The organism is Arcanobacterium bovis (assembly GCF_004331995.1).
GTDB classification, from domain to species: domain Bacteria; phylum Actinomycetota; class Actinomycetes; order Actinomycetales; family Actinomycetaceae; genus Arcanobacterium_A; species Arcanobacterium_A bovis.
Genome location: NZ_SJDT01000004.1, coordinates 156575 through 177562 on the forward strand (window position 1 = coordinate 156575; position 20988 = coordinate 177562).

16 protein-coding genes are annotated in these 20988 nt (G+C 50.6%); 9 read left to right on the forward strand and 7 right to left on the reverse strand.

The features are described 5' to 3' along the window. From radA to EZJ44_RS06075, 3 genes are all read right to left on the reverse strand, one after another. Positions 1-1386, reverse strand: coding sequence for a DNA repair protein RadA (gene radA, locus EZJ44_RS06065; protein ID WP_131281328.1), 1386 nt, complete (start codon positions 1384-1386; stop codon positions 1-3). A 9-nt stretch (positions 1387-1395) separates the two neighbouring features. Beyond that, positions 1396-2058, reverse strand: a complete 663-nt coding sequence (locus EZJ44_RS06070; RefSeq protein WP_131281330.1) for a potassium channel family protein — start codon at positions 2056-2058, stop codon at positions 1396-1398. Between the two features lie 183 nt (positions 2059-2241). After that, positions 2242-3609 (reverse strand): TrkH family potassium uptake protein, encoded by a 1368-nt coding sequence (locus EZJ44_RS06075; protein ID WP_165496135.1) that lies wholly within the window; start codon positions 3607-3609, stop codon positions 2242-2244. Between the two features lie 467 nt (positions 3610-4076). On the opposite strand from EZJ44_RS06075, the gene EZJ44_RS06080 reads away from it, so the two are divergent. The 9 genes from EZJ44_RS06080 to EZJ44_RS06120 all read left to right on the forward strand — a co-directional run bounded on the left by EZJ44_RS06080 (position 4077) and on the right by EZJ44_RS06120 (position 16936). After that, positions 4077-4292, forward strand: a complete 216-nt coding sequence (locus tag EZJ44_RS06080; RefSeq protein WP_131281334.1) for a helix-turn-helix domain-containing protein — start codon at positions 4077-4079, stop codon at positions 4290-4292. 71 nt (positions 4293-4363) lie between these two features. Then, on the forward strand, positions 4364-4462 hold the full coding sequence (locus EZJ44_RS06085) for a 30S ribosomal protein bS22 (protein WP_005504750.1): 99 nt from the start codon (positions 4364-4366) through the stop codon (positions 4460-4462). A gap of 612 nt (positions 4463-5074) precedes the next feature. Continuing rightward, positions 5075-6586 (forward strand): SpaH/EbpB family LPXTG-anchored major pilin, encoded by a 1512-nt coding sequence (locus EZJ44_RS06090; protein ID WP_131281336.1) that lies wholly within the window; start codon positions 5075-5077, stop codon positions 6584-6586. 62 nt (positions 6587-6648) lie between these two features. Next, positions 6649-7581 carry a class C sortase gene (locus tag EZJ44_RS06095; RefSeq protein WP_131281338.1) on the forward strand — a complete coding sequence of 311 codons (933 nt, stop codon included), beginning with the start codon at positions 6649-6651 and terminating at the stop codon, positions 7579-7581. Beyond that, positions 7568-8842: an isopeptide-forming domain-containing protein gene (locus EZJ44_RS06100; RefSeq protein ID WP_131281340.1), complete on the forward strand. Its 1275-nt coding sequence runs from the start codon at positions 7568-7570 to the stop codon at positions 8840-8842. Before EZJ44_RS06095 ends, EZJ44_RS06100 begins: the two co-directional genes overlap by 14 nt. Beyond that, entirely contained in the window at positions 8832-14690 is a 5859-nt protein-coding gene (locus EZJ44_RS06105) for a DUF5979 domain-containing protein (RefSeq protein ID WP_131281342.1), read from the forward strand. Before EZJ44_RS06100 ends, EZJ44_RS06105 begins: the two co-directional genes overlap by 11 nt. Positions 14691-14709: 19 nt before the next feature. Then, positions 14710-15681 (forward strand): class C sortase, encoded by a 972-nt coding sequence (locus EZJ44_RS06110; protein WP_131281344.1) that lies wholly within the window; start codon positions 14710-14712, stop codon positions 15679-15681. A gap of 21 nt (positions 15682-15702) precedes the next feature. Next, on the forward strand, positions 15703-16176 hold the full coding sequence (locus EZJ44_RS06115; RefSeq protein WP_131281346.1) for a MarR family winged helix-turn-helix transcriptional regulator: 474 nt from the start codon (positions 15703-15705) through the stop codon (positions 16174-16176). A gap of 88 nt (positions 16177-16264) precedes the next feature. Next, entirely contained in the window at positions 16265-16936 is a 672-nt protein-coding gene (locus tag EZJ44_RS06120) for a histidine phosphatase family protein (protein WP_131281348.1), read from the forward strand. Positions 16937-17022: 86 nt separating this feature from the next. Here EZJ44_RS06120 and EZJ44_RS06125 read toward each other — a convergent pair whose 3' ends face one another. The 4 genes from EZJ44_RS06125 to EZJ44_RS06140 all read right to left on the reverse strand — a co-directional run bounded on the left by EZJ44_RS06125 (position 17023) and on the right by EZJ44_RS06140 (position 20985). Further along, entirely contained in the window at positions 17023-17433 is a 411-nt protein-coding gene (locus EZJ44_RS06125; RefSeq protein WP_131281350.1) for a PLD nuclease N-terminal domain-containing protein, read from the reverse strand. A 98-nt stretch (positions 17434-17531) separates the two neighbouring features. Beyond that, positions 17532-18422, reverse strand: a complete 891-nt coding sequence (locus EZJ44_RS06130) for a 1,4-dihydroxy-2-naphthoate polyprenyltransferase (protein ID WP_131281352.1) — start codon at positions 18420-18422, stop codon at positions 17532-17534. A gap of 122 nt (positions 18423-18544) precedes the next feature. Beyond that, a complete protein-coding gene (locus EZJ44_RS06135) occupies positions 18545-19996 on the reverse strand; it encodes an AMP-binding protein (RefSeq protein WP_131281354.1) in 1452 nt (483 codons plus the stop codon). Then, positions 19993-20985 carry a 1,4-dihydroxy-2-naphthoyl-CoA synthase gene (locus tag EZJ44_RS06140; protein WP_131281356.1) on the reverse strand — a complete coding sequence of 331 codons (993 nt, stop codon included), beginning with the start codon at positions 20983-20985 and terminating at the stop codon, positions 19993-19995. Before EZJ44_RS06140 ends, EZJ44_RS06135 begins: the two co-directional genes overlap by 4 nt. Positions 20986-20988 lie beyond the last annotated feature (3 nt).

The following is a 20988-nucleotide window of genomic DNA, read 5'->3' on the forward strand; positions in this document are numbered from 1 at the left end:
CTATGAGCCCAGTGGTAACACTGAATTTGCTGCGCGGGAAATATCTGGGACCTCGCGTACCTCAAGCCCCGCTGGAGCTTTTACGTCCTCATTCAGTGGCGGCACGATTGCGATAGTGAAACCCAGCCGAGCAGCTTCGTTCAGGCGCTGCTGAACACCCACAATGGGACGCAATTCTCCGGTAAGAGACACCTCGCCAAGCGCTACAACTCCCGGAGCAAGGGGCATATCAGAAGCAGCAGAGACCAGCGCCAGAGCCATAGCAAGATCAACGGCAGGTTCTTGAGCGCGTGCCCCGCCAACAGTTGATACAAAAATGTCATTGCGTTCGAATGCCACTCCGAGCCGTGACTGGATAACGGCGAGCATCATCGCGACACGTGAATTGTCTACGCCGGCGGTGGTGCGCCGAGGTGGTCCAGCAGCCGTTACTGCTAGTGCTTGGATTTCTACTGGCATTGGCCGGCGTCCTTCTAGCGTGACTGTTACGCAGGTGCCAGGCACAGTGAGATTTCGAGCTGATAAAAACAAGCCAGAAGGATCAGCTAGACCTCGGATTCCGGAATCAATGAGTTCGAAGCACCCCACTTCATCGGTTGCTCCATAACGATTTTTCACGGCGCGCACCATACGCAGGCGTGAATGCCGATCTCCTTCAAACTGGCAGACCACATCAACCAAATGCTCGAGCACACGCGGGCCAGCAATGGAGCCATCCTTCGTCACATGGCCAACTACAATCACGGGCAGACCCGACGATTTGGCAGTATTAACTAAACCTGCAGTTACCGCACGTACTTGCGCCACTCCGCCTGCCGCGCCGTCGACCGTGGGATCAACTACCGTTTGAACTGAATCAACAATCAATAGTGATGGCTTGCTGCTTTCAATATGGCCAAGAATCCTAGAAAGATCGGCTTCTGCCGTGAGATACAGGTGCTTTTGCAGTGCGCCTATCCGCTGTGCTCGTGCGCGAACTTGAGCTGCGGATTCTTCACCAGTGACGTAGAGGACTGGCGTGCGGTTGTTTTCTTGAGCCTCAGCTGCCGCTTTTGCCGCGACGTCGAGGAGTAGCGTCGATTTACCTACTCCCGGTTCGCCTGCCAAGAGCACGACGACGCCGGGAACCAGTCCTCCTCCCAGTACACGGTCGAGTTCGGGAACGCCTGTAGGTGTTTTTACAGCTGCCTGGGCTGATATATCCGTAATTGGCTGCGCAGGCGTATGGGGGATGAGCACGGGAACGTTATTTGAAGCGGTTCCAGTGCTGGTGGCTTCAACAAGAGTTCCCCACGCTTGACATTCGCCGCAGCGTCCAACCCATTTACTCGCAGTCCATCCACATTCAGTGCACCGAAAACCTGGAGTTTTTGTTTTTGCAGCCACAGACGCCTCCTAAAACCTGTTAACGAACGTTTCTACGGCGTCTGCAGCACCGGAAATGATAATAACGTCTCCCGCACCAAAACTCAGCTGTGGAGTGGCGTACTGGAACGGGACATTGGGGGCTTTTATGCCAATAACGTTTATGCCGTATTCTTGGGCAAGATTGAGCTCTTCAAGTGAACGATTTTGCAGCTGAGCTGGTGCAAACATTTTTACTACCGCAAAGTGATCCTCAATTTCTATATAATCGAGCATCTTTCCCGAAACCATATGCGCGACGCGTTCACCGGCGTCGTGCTCAGGATAAACGACGTGGTGCGCTCCGATTCGGCTCAGAATCGTGCCGTGAGCTACAGACATCGCTTTTGCCCACACTTGTTCGAGGCCAAGATCAACAAGATTGGCAGTAATGAGCACTGAAGCCTCGATCGATGTACCTACGGCGACGACGGCAAAAGAGAAATCGCGGGCGCCAAGTTGTTCGAGTGCTTCTGTGGAAGTCGCGTCTGCTTGAATCACTGGAAAATGATGGGACCACTTTTGGACGAGCACAGGATCAGACTCCACCGCGAGCACGTCCCGTCCAAGAGCGTCAAGTGTGGTGGCGATTGAAGAACCAAATCGACCGAGGCCAATGACGAGTACCGCTTCGTTCAGCGCTCGATGTGCCATGTTTTTGCCTTTCCGTTTGCTTGTACCGCTAGTCTATCGGCCATTTTTGAATCGAAGCTACTGGTGTGCTTCGGTGAGGTGGCCAGAGAATCTCGTGTTTGATTGCTTGAAGCTCGTGGTTGTGAGTCTGAGACACGTGGCTTTTATATCGTGCGCGATCCCGTATCTTGATCGTGTCTTCAATCAACCAACCAACGGTTGTTCTTCGGGCATCCTGATCACGCGCCGTCGGTAACGCAAAGCGAGCGCAGCCGCCGTCGTGACAGTGCCAACCCTGCCGAAGTACATCAAGAGCACGAGAATAACTTGCGCTGTGGGTGGAAGCATAGGGGTAATTCCGGTGCTTAAACCAGTTGTGGCGAATGCTGAGATCGTTTCGAACAGAACGCGGGACAGCGGAAAATCAGTTATGTGGAGTATCGCGAGTGTGGAGACACCAACGAGCACAGTTCCAAGAAAAGTGATGGATATGGCGAGCCGAGTAACTGTGGCGGGAATGCGCCTTCCGTAAACTTCCACGTCTTGATCGCCGCGAGCTTCGGCAATGATGGCCAAGATGAGAATTGCGAAAGTAGTGACTTTGATACCGCCGCCGGTGCCTCCTGAACCGCCACCAATGAACATGAGAACATCAGTAAAGAACCAGGTAGACTCATGTATTTTGCTCATGTCAAGCGTGCTCAAGCCCGAGGATCGAGGCGTGATGGAATGGAACATCGCCGCTAGGATTTTTTCGTCGAAGCTGAGCGGGCCGTAGGTGTGGGAGTTATTCCACTCGAGGATAAAGATGCCGATGATACCGAAGAAAAAGAGCGCGATTGATGTGGTTAGAGTAATTTTCGAGGTTAGTGACCAGCGTCGAGGTTTGCGCCAATGACGGGAAATATTGAGAATAACTGGGAAACCAAGCGCTCCCACAAAAGTGCCGAGAATAACTGGAATTCCGAACATCCAGCTATCCACGAAACCGGAGATGCCGGCGTCGTAAATAACGAAACCGCCGTTGTTGAATACGGAGATCGCCATAAAGATCGACGATCCAACCGCTGTGCCGAAGTCGGACGTAATTGACAAACTGGACGGAAGAAGAGCAAGGGCAAGAATTGACTCGGCAATAAGTGAGGTCACGACGACGGTGCGCAGCAGGCCACCTACCTCACCGAGGCGGCTTTTGGTTTCGTCAGCTGTAAGTATGCGTTGCGTAAGGCCAATTCGGCGCGATACTGCCAAGCCGAGTAAGGAAGCGAGGGTCATGACACCAAGGGCGCCGATTTGCATGGCGAAAGCGATGACGACGTGCCCAAAAGGAGACCAGTATGCGGCGGTATCGACCACGGTGAGACCGGTGACGCAGGTGGCCGACGTCGCCGTAAAAAGCGCGGTGAGAAATGGTGCCCTTGTAGGAGCATTGCGTGCTTGGGGAAGGAGCAATAATAACGTAAAACACAAAATTATGAGGGCAAAAATTACCAGTGCAAGCCTTGCTGGTGATCTGCGCGCAACTGAGTCTATGTAGTCACGTGCGCGAATTAGTAATCGCAGTTTGGTCACGAAATCGCCCCTCGTAGACGGCCCGATGTGGATCGGACGTTATTTCGGTTAGCTTGTTGAGCTGAACAATTGGTGAATGGTTTGAATATTGGTGGTCGATTCCTATTCATGCAGCATATATGTACACGATGATACGCGGAATTTGGTGCACTTACATACTTATGAGCTGTGTGAATGTGCTGGGAGATTTGGAGCCGTAAGACGTGGGGGGGGGAGGAAAGATCACGATGGGAAGAGTGTTGCGGAATAGGTGTTCTTGTTACAGTTGTGAAGAATGAAATGCTTGAGAATTGTGTGCATTTTGAAAAAATGCGATAGACTTGAGCAAGAATTTCCGTACCTGAAAAATTTCTGAGATTCTTTAATGGATTTGTGTGGATTGCACCACGCGATTGACGGTCGGAACTTTCATTCACGCATCGGATTTCCAGGGGTTGGCTCTGGTTTACTTGGTAGGACGGAATAGGATGTCTCAGCTTCCATCTTCTGGTCCGCAGTTTTTGACTGTGGCTGAAGTTGCCGAGATTACGCGCGTATCTCGGATGACTGTGTATCGCATGGTTCATGCTGGCGAACTGCCTGCCGTGCGTGTTGGTAGTTCCTACCGAGTACCTCGTTCAGCTCTTGATCAACTCCTCGCTGGGAACGTTGATGGTGAGCGTCGCGAAGTTTCGGGAGCCTAGGTTTTAGGGTACTATTCATTTGTTAAACGTAGCGGTTTTGCCGTTCCAACTATTACTTCCGGAGGTAGCCAGTGGGTTCCGTCATTAAGAAGCGTCGTAAGCGCATGTCGAAGAAGAAGCACCGCAAATTGCTTCGCAAGACGCGCCACCAGCGTCGCAATAAGAAGTGACGTTTATAAACGTGGAAGAGAGAGTTTCCTAATTGGAAACTCTCTCTCTTTGTGTTTTCGGATGTGCGCGAGTTTTATACGGCGGCTGTTTCGATGCTGTGCGTATTGCTATATGAGACGCACACTATGGATGTTTTCACAATATCTGAGGTGTGATTTGAACGATTGTTCGTGAGTGAAAAGTTGTGTCATTTTCGCAAAAATCGTTTAAGAACAAAATGAATCATGGCATTGCGTTACGTAAGGGCTTGACCAGCGGTCTGTTCATTGAATCATGAATATTGTTTAGTGGAATGTTCTGATGTCAAGCATTGACTGATATTACATTTCTGTTAATAAAAATTGTTTTCACCTATTCTTTATCTGCGATGAAACGCTATCGTGCCGTTTCACACATCGGTAATTATTGGAACTAATCCTGAAAAATGATTCCAGCTATGTTACAGTGGGAAACAAGTTTTAGGAACTCACATTTCGTGCTAACACCGGATTAGGGCTTGTTTTCGCGGGTTAGCAACAAGTCGTTTAGGGCGGGCTCTTGGCACGCCATATCGACAAGCGATTGATGAGCGGGACTCATCTAGGCGTTAATCCATACGAAGGAAACATGATATGAAATCAATCAAATTGAAGGTTGTAGCAGTTATTGCACTTGTAGCAACTTTTGCCGTGGGTGGCGTACATTCTGCCAGTGCTGCGGATACCATCGATCCGTCCAAACCGGTGTCTCTCACGATTAACAAATACGAAGGAGATCCTACCCCGACGGCTCCAAATGCTGTGCCGGTCGCTCCTACGAACGGTGCAAAGCCACTAGATGGTGCGCAGTTTAAGATTGAAGCGGTAAATGGTATTGATCTTTCGACGCAAGCAGGATGGTCCAATGCTGCTCTTTTGACTGATGCTGATAAAGGCAATGATCCAACGGTCACCTATACAGATGTGACTACTCTAACGACGTCTGCTGGAACTGCCACGATTTCGACTTCAACAAATACTGCATTTAAAGTTGGCATGTATCGTGTTACCGAACTTCAGAAGGCCGGTTACACTATTGCACCACCATTCTATGTGACGCTTCCATACTCGGATCCGGCAACTGGTGCTTGGACGTACAATCTCAACGTCTATCCAAAGAACCAGAATGTTACACCAACTAAAACAGTGAACGATTCCGTGGCAACGGTTGGAAAGAACCTGACCTACACAATTAAAGCACCGGTACCGGCAGGTACTCTCGATCGTTTCAACGTGGTGGACACGCTAGTTTCTGAGCTTGCTCTACAATCCAGTCCGGCAGCGCAAGTGACAGTCGTAGGGGCTTCTGCGCTTACACTTGATCCGGGTGACTATTCCGTTACCTATGACAACAATATCCTCAAAGTGGTGTTCTCGACTTCCGGCTTGCAGAAGTTGCAGAACGCGCGCGTGGGTGATCCAACATTGGCTGTGCAGGTTGTATTTGAAGCCAAAGTTCTGAGTGTTCCTTCTGCTGACGCAACTGTAAAGAATACTGCTTCGATTGAACTTCCCAACGCAGGTTCTGTGCAAACAGGGCAAACCGCAACAGTTCTTGCCAACGTAAATATTACGAAGTCCAGCACTTCTTCGGGTGTGACTGCAGATCAGCTCAATGGTGCAACGTTCGAAGTTTACCGTTGTTCCGATCCTGATGCAGACGGCAAGTTTACCCTTGACGGTTCAGCATTAGTCATATCTAACGTTGCAACTACAACTGCAACCGATCCACAAACCACTAATGCGACCCTTGTAACTGCTGGAGGTACGGCGGATAACGCAACCAAATCTTCGATCACTGGTTACGGTCTGCCTTACAGCTCTGCCGGCTCTGATGGTGCTGTTGTAGTGAATAAGTTCTGTGTACTTGAAACGAAAGCTCCTGCTGGATTCGTTCGCAACCCAGAAGTTCTTCCTTTGACCAATTGGGATCCAGCAACGCACACCTACTCAATTGATGTGAATAACGTCAAGGATTCCCTGCTCGGTCAGCTCCCAGCAACCGGTGCATTTGGAATTGTGATCATCTTCTTGATCGGTATTGCACTCCTGGGTCGCGGCTTCTACACCAGTCGTCGTGACAACGAAAAAGCTGCAACTGCTTGATAAGTGAAAGGTTGGGGCAAGTGGAACACTGCTTGCCCCAACCAGCTAACATACGTTGATATATGACTTTTGAGCGAAACCACAAACGAACTTCGCCACGTACCAAACGCAATGCGCGGCGTCGAAGGAATCCGCGCTCTATTATCTACTTGATACTTGGAGTTTTGGTTCTTCTTTCGCCCGTCGTCATCACTCACTTGAAAAATATTGAGCAACACGAAATCGCCCAGCTGTATTCGGAAAACGTCAAGAAAATGACTCCCGATCAGCGCAAACAACTTTTGGAAGCCGCCCAGAAATACAACAAGGAACTTCCCGAAGTTGGCTCGCCTGATCCATGGGTCAATGGCATTGATGTTAATACTCCCGCGTACATGCGATATTTGGCTCAGCTTGATGTTGAGTCGGTGATGGGCCGATTAAAAGTTCCGGCAGTGGGCATTGATCTGCCTATCTATCACGGAACTTCGCAGTCAACTCTGGCACATGGAATTGGGCACTTGTATGGCACCGCGCTTCCAACTGGTGGTGTAGGTTTTCATTCGGTGCTCACTGGACATTCTGGACTGGCAACTTTGACGATGTTCGACAATCTCACTCATATCGAGGTTGGAGAGATTTTCATCGTCGAGATACTAGGTGAGCAACACGCTTACAAAGTGGATCAAATCAAAGTCGTTCTTCCGCAAGATGTTGAAAGTATCCGACCAGAAAGCGGACGCGACCTAGTAACACTGGTGACGTGCACACCATACGGCATCAATAGCCACCGGCTCTTGGTACGTGGTGAACGCGTGGAGATGCCAAAAGAGAATATTGAACAGGTGTATTCGAGTCCATGGCAACCCTGGATGATCGCAGCAATTGTGATCTCGGTGTTGACGCTCTTGTACATCTTGTGGTGGCTTTTTGGAAGAAAACGCAAGCGTGATGAAGAAGATGAACAACAGAATCTCACTGAGCAATTGGAGGAGGTAGAAGATGCACAACAGTAAGCGTTTTAGTATGCGCGTGCCTTTTGCGATTCTACTTTTCTTGCTTATGTGTCTGTTCGTTATTCCAGCGCCACTCGCTCTGGCTCAAAGCACAACCGACGTCACCATTCATAAAACCCAAGGCGAAGGCGACACACCTGGATTGCCACTAGCTGGTATTACTTTCGAAGCGCTGCCTGTCCTTGGCATAACAGAGGCGAGTATTGACGCCCTCATCGCAGAGATGAAAACGAATCCAATGCTAGATGGGCATACGCTCGGCTCACCGGTACAGGCGGTGAGCAATGCACAAGGTGACGCATCTTTTGCCGGCTTGCCCGATGCGATTTATTTGATTCGCGAGATTCCATCACACGTTGGAAACGTTTCTTATTCGGTGATTAGTCCGTTCCTAATCGCTCTCCCGCGTATGGCAACTACTCAAGCCGACGGTAAACAAAAGCTTACTATTTACGCGAAAAATCAACCCTTGACGATCGCTATTACCTCGACTCCTGACTCGGCAGTTCAGCCCGGCAGTAGCGTTATGTGGCATATCCATTCCAACGTACCTGCCCCTGATCGCTTCGGTCTGTTGCATAACTACATCTTGGTGAGCCGTCTTGATCCTGCTCTGCAGTACGACGGCGTGAACGGCGTCGTTATTTCGGACGGAAATACCTCCCTGACGCTTGAACCGGACGTTGATTACGTGGTGAATTTTGAGCCTTCCACCAATTCAGTATCCGTTACCCTGACGCCGAACGGTTTAGCTAAACTCGCTGCAATGCGAATGAAATCGCCACTAACCAACGTCCTGCTCGATATTAAGACGACGGTGCGTCCAGATACACCACAAGGTGCAGTTATTAAAAACGAAGTTCAACTTTTCCCTGACGGTTGGCCGCTCAATGGTACTGCCGGTGTGGCAATCGGTGCAGTATCGGACGTTTCGAATGTGACGGTTGTGGTTCCGACGCCGTCTCCATCCACACCGCAGTGCCCACCGACAGGCTGTGAATGCCCGCCGCAAGGCTGTGAAGCTTCGGTCATTTCGGTTATTTTGGCTAAAACAGGCGCATACTTAAAAGAGATCATCATTGGGGCGATTGGCTTCCTTGTGGCCGGTCTCGTCATATTCTTCGTTGCGCTAAAGAGGCGCAAGGACGACGAACCTGCGGTCGATTCTCCCAATACCACAGCCAAAAATACGTTACATAAGTCAAGCGATGAAGTTGTTGAAGAACAGAAGATTAATGAAGGAGGCGGGGATGTTCAGTAAAGATTCAATACAGTCACCCGCAAAAAAGCTCTGGGCATCATTCCTGAGCTTCGTGTTTATTGTTGTTCTGTTACTTCCAGTGTCACCTTGGAGTCCTAATCGCGACAAGGCCGACGCCGCAGCTATCACCTACGACCTTGGTGATTGTGCGATGCGTATGGGTACGGGCGCTGCGGCAAACCTTGCCAACAGCTTCTGTTTTATCGATTTTGCAGGCATGATTGGCGCTAAAGATTCTACGGTGCACGTCAAACGCCTAATTGGCGATATGACTTTAGAATTTGACTTGTCATGGACGAATAACGGTGTTGTTACTCCGCAAGTTACCGCCGAATCTACCCAGTGGGATTCTTCCTCCTCGTTTGGGCAAACGATCAATAGCAATCAAACCTTCGTAGCCTATTCTGGAGATACGCAAAGTCCGATTGTGAAAACTAAACATCTTCCCCCCACTTACACCTTTAGTTTCAATAATGTGGTGTTACGGGATGCCAAAGGTGCCACTCTGCCGAGCTTTAAGCTGAATGTTCTGGATGCGGAGCAGTCGCCAGGAACAGAGTCCTGGGCGATCATGGACAATGACACCACAACCAACAAAACCACTTTCAATAAGGTTGTACAAACAGGTTTTGCTGAACCTTGTAATGTGACGTCGAGTTCTGGCCGTGATTTTTACTGCCAAGGGTACGCGACGACTGGCACATATAAGGGAATCGCTATCGCGACTATTGATTCACCCACACAGTTCCAAGTTGAGAAATATTCAGCTTCAGGATGGGGCGGTTTCGCTATCGCCATTTCAATCGGCCGGGTGGCGGGCACATATACTGCCAATACTTCTTATGAGCTAGCAGAAACTGGTCAGGCCACGACTTTTGATCACCGTGTTTACTCAAAAACCAGCACCTCTGAAACGCTGATTCCAGGCACGAACGGTAGCACGTTTACGGTGTACAACCGGCCATTTTCGAACTCGCTTACGCCAACAGATAAACAAGTATTTAAGTCAACGGGAAGTGGCACGCAGAGCCAATATGTTTTCGATCGTTACACTCCAGTTTGGACGTGCACGGCGGGAACATCTGCTCCGGTTACGATCAAAGAAGGTCAAGTTCCCGCAGGCTATACGCTGGTGAATGATCGCAACACAGCTACGTCGATCTTGACCGCCGATAACGCTACGGATGCACCCCTTGAATGTAATGTGGATTGGCAGAGCAAATTCCAGCCTTCGACTTTTGATTTCTCAAAGTTGGTAACTGGAAATGCCGCTAACTTTACGGACATCTCCACCCGTTCATTCGACCTGAATTACACTTGCACCAATAGCGCTTTTGCTACTGCGTATCCTTCGATTCCACTCAGTGGAAAAGTAACTCTTCAAGCTGGTGCATCGGCGCAGATTAAGAATATTCCAGCTGGAACGCCGTGCACGGTCACCGAATCTTTCCCAGGTGGGGCACAGCCGGCACCACCGGGAGTGAATCTCACCTTGACCTGGACAGGTGGTACACCAAGTGCTGATACCTTGCCAAATGTGAGCACTACGCTCGCTACTAGTACGAGCGTTGCGGCAACTAATAACTACACTTATCGAGCTGGAAGCATCACGCTGAGCAAGAATATTCTTGGCGACCCAGTAGGGGATTTCACCTATCCGCGTCACTATGACTTTTCTCTTACATGTGTGGGCACTACGGTTCAGAACCGCACAGTGGGTTTCGACATTAATCCATCTGGGGGAGCATATTCGGGCTCAGTAAATATCTCGGATATTCCGGTGGCACGTGATTGTAGGTTGACGCCGCTAACAGGTCTTTCACCCACCGAAGTCAAGAAATATGATTTCGTGAGTCGAAACGTGACGTTTAACGGTACAGCTGTTACCAAAAACTCCGATGGTTCCTATTCCTTTACCTTGGCAGATTATGCCCAAGGTGGTACGCCTACAACCGGCACTGTTCATATCGACACTACCTACGCCTATCAGTTGCGCGACGTGAAGGTAATAAAGGAACTGGCTGGACCGGCGTCGAACTCCAAAGATTTAGAAGGCAAGACGTTCCCTGTCCAATATAAGTGCACGTGGGGAGCTTCGGGACAATACTCGAAGACCGGCACTCTGAACATCACCACTGATACTGCTAACCCAGCCACAATCTCCGGCGTCGCCGTCGATGCGAGCTGTATTATCTATGAAGATACCGTTGCAGCCACACCAAATACGATACTCACTGGCACTACGGTATCAGCTGCTGATGCCAACGACGTGACCGTCACTAAGACCAACGATGAAGCGAAAACGCAAGCAATTCTGAAGGTTTCATCGGCTACTGATTCCACTCAAAATCGCGTGCTTATCACCAACACATACGATTACAAACTTGGCACGGTAGACATCACTAAAGTGGTTAACAAGAACGGTTTGACGGTGACTCTACCGTCCACCTTCTCGATCAACTTCGACTGTGGCACGCGTTCTGTGGTTGCAGCTGATGGAAGTGTTGTGTCGGTGCCACTGGTTGGTACCGTGATGATCGCTGGTGGCGAGACTAAGAGGCTTAAAGCCCAAGTTACCGATGCTACGCTGGATCCGAAGATTAATGATCAGTCTGGCTATTTGGGTGTTCCATACGCAAACAAGTGCTCCTTTACTGAGGATGCTCCGCAGATTTCCACCTCAGGTGTGTTGTGGCAGAGCGACGTCGATTCCCAGAGTTTCACAGTTACCGCTGATTCAACCACGAAAACCATCACCAATAACTTCACTGCGGCTGGGAATGGATTGACTATCCAAGCTCGTGTTGTGGCGGGTACTGAGCTCGCTCAGCCTATCACGTTCAACGTGGCGTGCAAGGACTCTGGTGGTACTACGCTGATTCTGGATCCTCAATATGCCCAAATCACCCTGAGTAAAGCAACACCATCGGTAACGATTCCTGCATCTAAGGTACCTGAAGGTAGCACGTGTACTTTGACGGAGCCTACTCCTGATCCTGGAACGCGTACTACGACTGGTGGGATGAGCTATCCAATTACCCGTAGTGCTGGTTTGCACATTGCCGCAACAGGGTCCAATCCTGAGGTTAACCAAACGTTCGGAAATCTTGCTCCTATCAATTCGAATACGCTCACAATCGGCGCTTCTACTGTGGCGGAAATAAATCTCTATTATGCGTATGTGACGAGTCCAGTCAAAGCCTCAAAGGTAGTGGCATTCGATCCTGCTACACAGCAGTATATTTCCGATGCGCGAAAAGATATCAAACGTAATCGCGAGTTTTCGGTGACCTTAAAGTGTACTTATCCCGACGGCATCACCACAGCAAACGCCTCAGGAACTGTTGTGTCAACACAGCCTGAGATAACACTGACCGACGAAGTTCCCGTGGGATCTAGTTGTACGATTGCAGAAGGTGCTACTACCACTGCGGCTGGTGTTGATGTGAAGCAGGAAGTTGCGGTAAACGGTGGTGCAAACGCAAATGTTTCCACGACTTTCACTGTTAAAGACACATCGAACTCGGCAATGTTTACTAATACCTACTCACGCCGGCTAGCTCCGGTAGTACTCAATAAACGTGCAGTTCTTCCTGGCTCAATCCATGATCAGTATGCAGCTGCTGGCCAGAGCATTCCGTTCCATACCCACCAGTTCACGATGGACTGCCACGATCCAGAAACCGGTACTGGGAGCACAGGTGTACTACTTGGAACTTTCAACGGCACGATTACCGGAGAAGGTAGCTACCAGTTCGATAATGTGCCTGTTGGTGTTGATTGCCATATTAAGGGTGACCAATTCGGGCAACTTGATTTGAGTCTTCCAGGTGCGAATGGCGTACAGCTTAAAGCGTATGTGAAGCCTAAACAGGTTAAATGGGTTGTTGATAAGAATGACGGCACCGCCGTCATCGACACTGACTTTCCAGGCGACGTGACCGAATCTGCGTACTTCTCGACGCTAGATGCAGCTGCGGACGGAACCGTCACGAACGTCGTCGACATTGAAAATACCTACGAGTATATTCAAACGAAGATTCAGATGACGAAGAAGGTCGTGGGCGCAGCTGGCGATCTGGCCCTGCTTTCGCCTGATCAGACCTATAATTTCAACTTCCAGTGCGAAGGAGTTGGATACAACACCTCCACAATTGGAACGGGCTCGGATACGTTGAGTAATTCCCTAGTGCTCAGTACTTTTGGCACAGCTACCGACAATGGTGATGGCACTGTTACTCGGCTTTATACCTCGCCGCAGGTTACTGTTCCTGCAGGTGCTTGGTGTGACTTCGATGAGAAAGATCCGGTTGGAACGCCCGCTCAACTCGTTCATTCGATGGATCAACAAGTTATCAAGAAGTACGCCGCTCTCAACTCAGATCCGAATCACGTGGAATCTTGGGATTTTGTGGATCGCTATACGCATCGCTTAGTGCCTGTGGGAATCGCGACCCTTCATAATGGGTATATTGACGGTGCTTTCAAAGATGGTTCGGGCAATGGATATACCTACAAGGTAACGTGTGATGATCCTGCCAAGACGAGTTTCACGCATTCTGTGTCATTCGCTGATGCGCGAGTGGGTCTATCAGTATCCGATCCTGGTGTGCCCGATGCTGGACAAACCTTGCAGTTACCTGCGGGAGCTAACTGTACGATTAGCTATGCTGGTAGCCCATCGCTCGTGCCGAGTGCACCCATCGAAGTGACAGCTGGCGATCGCGCACCGTTTATGCGTTTTGGTACGTGGACTGGTACGAGTGCTTCGGCGAGTAATCCCACCCAGCCGTGGCGCGATATTAACGCCGCTGACGTAACAACGGATATGAAGAATTACTCCTTTGCGTTCGCGATTCCAGCTGACCTAACTGCAACTAACAATGTGGCGATGACTGTTGCTGCACAGACAATCTACATTCGCGACACGATGGATGTGACGATTACCAAGGAATCCTTCGGTGCGGCGGGCGCTGGAGCTTCGTTTAGCTTTACGTCGGATTGTCTGCCATCTGGTGAAACAGCCACGGTGAAGTCAGGCGAATCGTTCACCATGCACAATGTAGCAGTTGACCGTACGTGTATCGTGACCGAAGCTTCTTTGCCGGGCACGCTCCCCGAATTGGGGATTGAGTCGCAAGGTGACGGCATTATTGATGCTTGGGCTACAAATGTGTCTGCCACGGAAACTGATCCGGCAAGCCGCTATATGCAGTTCACAACGGCTCCGGTAACCAATGCAAGCGACCTTTCCCAATCTGGCCCATACTGGAACTTTGTGCTGTCGAATCGTTATCCGTCAATCGATATCGAAAAGACGATTGACGGACCGTTGGTGTCTTCCAACGACGGCGTGGTCTTGAGTCCGACAGCGACATCGATGACCGTTCACTATGTACTGTCCAATAATGGCGGTTTGCCAGTGGATAGTTTTGCGCTCTCGGATCCTTCGCTTGCTGGGCGAACAATTGCTAACGGTTCGCAGACCATTACGGTAGGCGCTGATGGTTCGATTGATCCGTTGTTCTGCGGAATCGACAACAACGCAATGTACACAATGCAGCCAGGGGACTCTCTCACTTGTTCTTTCACGGTTCAGCTAACCGAGCCGGTGCAAACGCCTCTAAATATTACTGGAGCAGTGAAAGTGGATGCGCTAGCAAATGGCTGGCCAGTGAGCGATTCTGATGGTTTCGGTGCGCAACGAGTGTGGATGACTCTTCCGCAGGCAGGTGCGATTTCGCTCGTCGTCGTTATAATGACTGGTGTGGGCGTGGTTGTCTATGGTCTGTGGAAGAACCGCAAGGATGACGACGATAAAGAGACGACGCTTCCTCTGGATGCGTGAGGTGTGACGTGATGCGTGAGTGGACAGTTTGACGGAGAAAAATCCTCGTGACGCTCGAAAATCGCGGCAGCGACGGCGTCGTAAAAACGGACTGATATGGATCCTGATCGGAATCCTCATTCTGTTGTATCCAGTATTCGCCACGCTCTACAATGACTATCATCTGATCCAAGAAGCGCGCATGTACTCAAAGGCAACCCAGAGCATCAAACCACATTCTCAGGTGCAAAAGTATATCGATGAAGCTCATGCTTACAATGTAAAACTTGCTGCGCAAGGGCATCATGCACGGGTGCCGACTTCGAGTGATCCAGGTTTTACTGAGTACATGAACACGTTGAACGTGCCAGAAACGGGTGACGTAATAGCGCGTATTAGGATCCCGCAAAGTCATATCGATTTGCCGGTGTTTCATACCACCACCTCAGAGGTGTTATATCGAGGCGCTGGGCATATGTATGGCTCAGACTTGCCAGTTGGTGGATCGGGCACAACCGCGGTCATTTCTGCCCACACGGGTATGGTTAACGCGTCAATGTTCGATAACCTCGTTTTCATTAAAGACGGCACTGATATTTTCATCGAAGTTCTCGACCAAACCTTGCATTACCAAGTGCGGTCACGCAAAGTAGTTGGCCCGTCGGATTACCAAGCTGTGACGTACGAGCCAGGGGTCGATAAAGTGGTTTTGATCACCTGCACTCCCTACGGAATCAATACAGATCGGCTGTTAGTTGAGGCGATTCGGGTTCCGAACTCCGCCTCTGTTAATGAGGATATGTGGATACCAAGTTTGAGTTGGTGGATGATCCTAGATATTACGGTTGTCTGTCTTGTACTATTATTCTTGTTGATCCGCGCATTGCGTCGGAAAAAGCGAAAAGACGACGATTCACCAGCTGTTGTTGATCGCTCCGATGAAGGAAAGCATGCCGTTAGTGTCAACCACAAAACAGCAGAAGATGCTGCTCATTTGCCGTATCTTCAATGAAATAGTGGAGTTGATATAACTATGAATGCACCTGAATCTACAAATGTTCGTTGGTTAGACGATGAAGAACAGATCGCATGGAGGGCATATTTGCGTGGCACCTCAACCTTGCTTGATCTGATAAACCGAGATATGGAAGCCGATAATGGCATGGCGCTCGGTGAATATGAAATTCTTGTGCACTTGAGCGAGGCGGAGAATCACTCCTTACGCATGTCGCAGTTGGCAGAACGTTTGGTTCATTCTCGTTCGCGTTTGACTCACACTGTGCGACGTCTCGAAGAAATCGGATACGTTGAGCGTTTTCGTTGCGTAGACGACGGTCGTGGAATTAATTGTCGCCTTACCGAAATAGGTTTCAACAAGCTCAAAGATTCTGCGCCTTCGCACGTTGAATCGGTGCGTGTGCATCTCATTGATCTGTTGAGCCGTGAAGAAATGCTTGAGTTGGGAAGAATTAGCGCAAAGATCTTTGCAGACGTTGAGTCAAAATAACCGGTGTTGGTTGATTTTCACTGCGTCAAGTTATCGTAGTTTAGCTCGTAATCTGCGCACGTGGTGAAAAATATGGCAAGCTGAGTATATGGATCTTACAACCATTCACTTGGTACGCCATGGCGAAGTTGATAACCCGCAGGGAATACTCTACGGCAGAAAACCCGGATTTCACCTCACCGAACTTGGTCGCCAGATGGCGCAAGGGCTTGGTGAAACGTTTTCTAATGGTCATGACGTGCGCCTTGTAGTAACGTCACCTCTCGAACGTGCAATTGAAACCGGGACGCCGACGGCGATCGCATTTGGTTTGCCTGTTGAGCACGATATTCGGCTTATTGAAGCCGATAACTACTTTGAGGGACTCGCAGTGAACAGAAACCGGATGATGCTTGCACATCCGAAGTTTTGGTCGTGGTACAAGAACCCCTTTGAGCCGTCCTGGGGCGAGCCATACACGGAGATTGTAGCGAGAATGTCGGCGGTGATCTCCGAAAGCATTGATTTGGCGAGGGGCGGGGAAGCCGTATTGGTTTCGCATCAGCTCCCGATTTGGACTATGCGGCGCTTCGTGGAACAAAAATTTCTTGCGCATGATCCGCGTAAACGCGAGTGCTCACTGGCCTCAGTTACTTCGCTGACCTTTGCTGATAAACAGCTTATCGCGTGGAAATATTGGGAGCCAGTGGCCGATTTGATGCGCCGTGCACAGGACATGGTGCCCGGAACTTCTGAAGCCGAAGTAAAGAAGCCGCAGTAGCAAACAGGCGAGGCGAGCACTTCAGCAGGGTTGTATGTAGCCGACGTTATACACTTTCCTTGCACACTCCAGGCGACAAGGAGCTGTTAGCTTCCGTAGAGACCTCGCGATTCGTCGTCATCTTTCTTCGTACGCTCTGGACTCTTACCTTCCTCAGCGCGTTTTTGCTCGAAAGCACGACGGCGGTTTTGCGCCTCCAAGCGCGCGAGAAACTCGGGATCGTCGTCGGGAGCTACTGGACCACGCTCAGCAGTGCGAGGATTACGCGTTTTGCTTGGGAAATCCTGACGTGCGCGTGAGCTATTGTCCTTGAAAATGTATTGGTACTTGAAAAACAGCCACAGCAATGGACCAAGCACCGGCACGATGGCAATGAGTATGAGCCACACGGCTTTGGAAATGCGTGCGGGCATACGGTTGCTATCTGTGCGTGCACAATCAATAAACGAATATATCGTTAGAGCAACTAAGAACAGAACAATAAATACTCGAGGCACAGCATTATTCTAGTCTATTGAGCTAATTGGGGGTATTTTCTTCGCTTTGAGCTTTGAGAACACCGGCGAGAACACGTTAGAACGTGCCAATTAGCCAATTAGAAGGCCAATTTTGATACCACGAGCAAGATTGCGACCAGCACTGCGTAGGAAAGCTCAAAAAAACCGGTATTGCGCAGTACGATAATAAGATCGCGGCCGGTTTTTCCTGTACTAACTGGCTTGCTCAAACATGGAACTACAAACAGCAAAAGTGCCGTGATCCCCAGGAGTGGATATGTGTAAAAGCTGGTCAAAGCAGTAAGTAGTGGTGCGAAGACCAGCATTCCCACAAAAGCGGTTCGTGCGCTAGCGTCGCCAAGCCGTACAGCGAGCGTGCGCTTATTTGCTTTGATATCGGTGGGAATATCGCGGATATTATTCACCATGAGTAGGGCACAGGCAATGACGCCAATGGCCGTTGCGACGATCCACGCTAACGGTGGTGCGGTGCCAGACTGTGTATAAACGGTGCCGACCGTTGCCACATAACCGAAGAAAATAAGCACGAAAACTTCGCCCAAACCGAGGTATCCGTATGGATTCTTTCCGCCTGTGTAGAACCAAGCAGCGAGAATAGCTAATGCGCCGATTGCTAAAAGCCACCATTGCCCAGTGAGTGCCACGAGGATTAGACCTGCAAGTGCAGCAGCGAAGAAAAATCCGAACGCTATCATGAGCACAATTTTGGGGGAGACTTTTCCTCCACCAGTGAGTCGCGGCGGACCGGAGCGGAATTCATCGGTGCCGCGAACGCCGTCGGAATAATCATTTGAGAAGTTGACGCCTATCTGCAGGAAAATTGCCACTAGGGCTGCCAAGATAGTGCGCGTCCAGGAGAACGCGTCTTCAGAAAATGCAATTGCAGCGCCGGCAATGACGGGTGCTACAGCTGCCGGAAGCGTACGAATACGAGCACCTTCAAGCCAATCAGAGACGTGATTCTTCAATGTATTTTTCTCCTCAGTTACAACGCCCACCCTATTGTACTGCCTCGTCGTGCACGACGCTAGGGTCGCTTTCGAGGTGGGGAGTGGAAATGAATAGGCGAGGGGTGCAAGCCGAGCGTGAATTAGTGTGAATCGGTGGCTAGCTCGTCGTTGATGGCGTTGTCGCTAATCGGTTTGTCGCCGATATGTGCGAAGTACGCGATTACCTCATTGCGAATCTTGCGCCTATCAATTTTCCCTGAACTAGTCTGTGGCCATTCGCTGCGAGATTCACGCCACGCATGGTGCGATGAAACCTTGTGCGATAAAGCATCATCGTGTGGTGACGTGCTTTGCGATGAGGCGCTGGGTGGTGAAACGTTGCGATCTTCCTGCGATCGAGAGAATAAATTCTCCAGCGTAACGATGTGTTTGGGCGTCCAACCACGTTCCAATTTTTCGTTGAGCACGCCACGCAAATCGGTATTCGACACGTCATTTTTCAGCACTGCGACTGCACATTCGCCCCATGTGGGATCAGGAATACCTACGACAACGGCATCGATGCCAGTGCAATCAAAAATTGCTTCTTCGATAAGCTGTGGAATTACTGTAAGTCCGCCGGTAGTGACGGCGTCGTCGATTCGTCCTAGAACGTGAAGCTTGTCAGCTTTCCAACAGCCGTAATCCGCCGTCTCGTGGACGCGCCGCGCACCCGCGGGCAATTCTTGCGCAGCGGGAAGATTCGACTGGTCTGGAGGCATCAAGTAACCCAAACCAACCACTGACCCCGTGAGACTGATGCGAGCGTCGTCGTCAAGCGACACGATGGTATCCCCGATGGCGACGCCGTCGTACACGCAACCTCCGCACGTTTCGGTCATGCCGTAGCTGGTTACGACGTTCAGCCCAGCGTGGCGCGCTCGTTCCAAAAGCCCTGGTGAGCTTGCAGCGCCGCCTACCACCACCGCATCAACTACGCGAGCCACAACGGAGAGCAACTCGGCGTCGTCAAGTAGGCGAAGTAACTGTGTGGGCACTAGCGAGATATAGAAGCGCTGATTAGGGCACTTTTGAGCTGCTAGATTGTGCCACTTGGGAGCTATCTGCTCGTGGTGTGTGGAACGAATCGGCACGTAGAGCGGTACGAACCCAGCTGCAACGGAACGCACAACGGTTTGAAAACCGGCAATATGATGGAGTGGCAAAGTGTTGATCCACGTTCCTGCGCCACCGAGAAAACTATGAGTTGCCTCGCCAGAATAGAGGAGGGTGTCCCAAGGAAGTGCCACGATTTTCCCTTGACCAGTGGTGGAGCCAGAAGTGCGCAATAGAACTCCGGCACCGCGTGGGATATGCAGGGAACTTAGCTCTTTTTGAGCAGCTTCACGGTTGGTGTTCGGCGCGACCACAAATAGCGGCCTCGGTACCTGCGCGTTTGTGCGCTGAGCGAGTGCAGATTCGACTGCGCCACTAACGCGCTCTAAGGCTGCTGTGCCCGTGCCGCCTTCTATTATCCGTGGCAGAGAGGATTGGCACGCATCGTCATGACGTGCGGATTCGCGATGAGAAGCTGGCATTTTCCAGATACTCATGCGTAGTAGGGGTAGCCAGACCAATCAGGAAGGCGCTTTTCGAGGAAAGCATCACGTCCTTCTTGCGCTTCGTCTGTCATGTATGCAAGGCGGGTAGCTTCACCTGCAAATACTTGTTGACCTGCTAAACCGTCGTCGGCCAAATTGAAAGCGAATTTGAGCATACGGATTGCCTGTGGAGATTTCGTAGCCACGATGCGTGCGTATTCCAAAGCGCGCTCTTCGAGTTCAGCATGGGGAACGGCCTCGTTTACTACACCCCAGCGCTCGGCATCAAGCGCCGAATACTCACGTGCGAGGAAGAAAATCTCGCGTGCGCGTTTATCGCCGATTTGACGGGCAAGCAGGGCTGATCCGTAGCCGGCATCAAAGGATCCTACGTTTGCGTCAGTTTGTTTGAAGCGTGCGTGCTCGATAGAGGCCAAGGAAAGATCGCAAACCACATTGAGAGAATGCCCGCCGCCAGCGGCCCATCCGGAGATAGCTCCGATAATTACCATGCCTGAGGTGCGCATGAGCCGTTGAACTTCCAAAATGTGGAGGCGGCCGGCGCGGGCTGGATCGGCGAGTTCGCGCGTTTGGCGATTGATGGAGGCATCGTCGTCACCGCCGTCATACATATAACCATCGCGACCACGAATACGTTGGTCTCCACCAGAACAAAATCCCCATACGCCGTCGCGCTCTGACGGGCCATTGCCCGTGAGGATAACGCTTCCTACGCTGCCAGTGAGCCGGGCATGGTCAAGCGCACGGTAGAGCTGATCGACGGTCTCGGGGCGGAAAGCATTGCGAACTTGGGGTCGATTGAACGCGATTCGTACCACGGGAAGATCAATTTCGCTGGTTATAGAGCCATCTGCGGAAAAAGTGCGCTCTACGCCGCGATGGTAGGTGATGTCCGAATCGGGGAAACCTTCGACGGATCGCCAGCGGCGAGGATCGAAGATTTCCGAGACTTTAGGAGGAAGACCAGCTTGTGAGTTCATAGA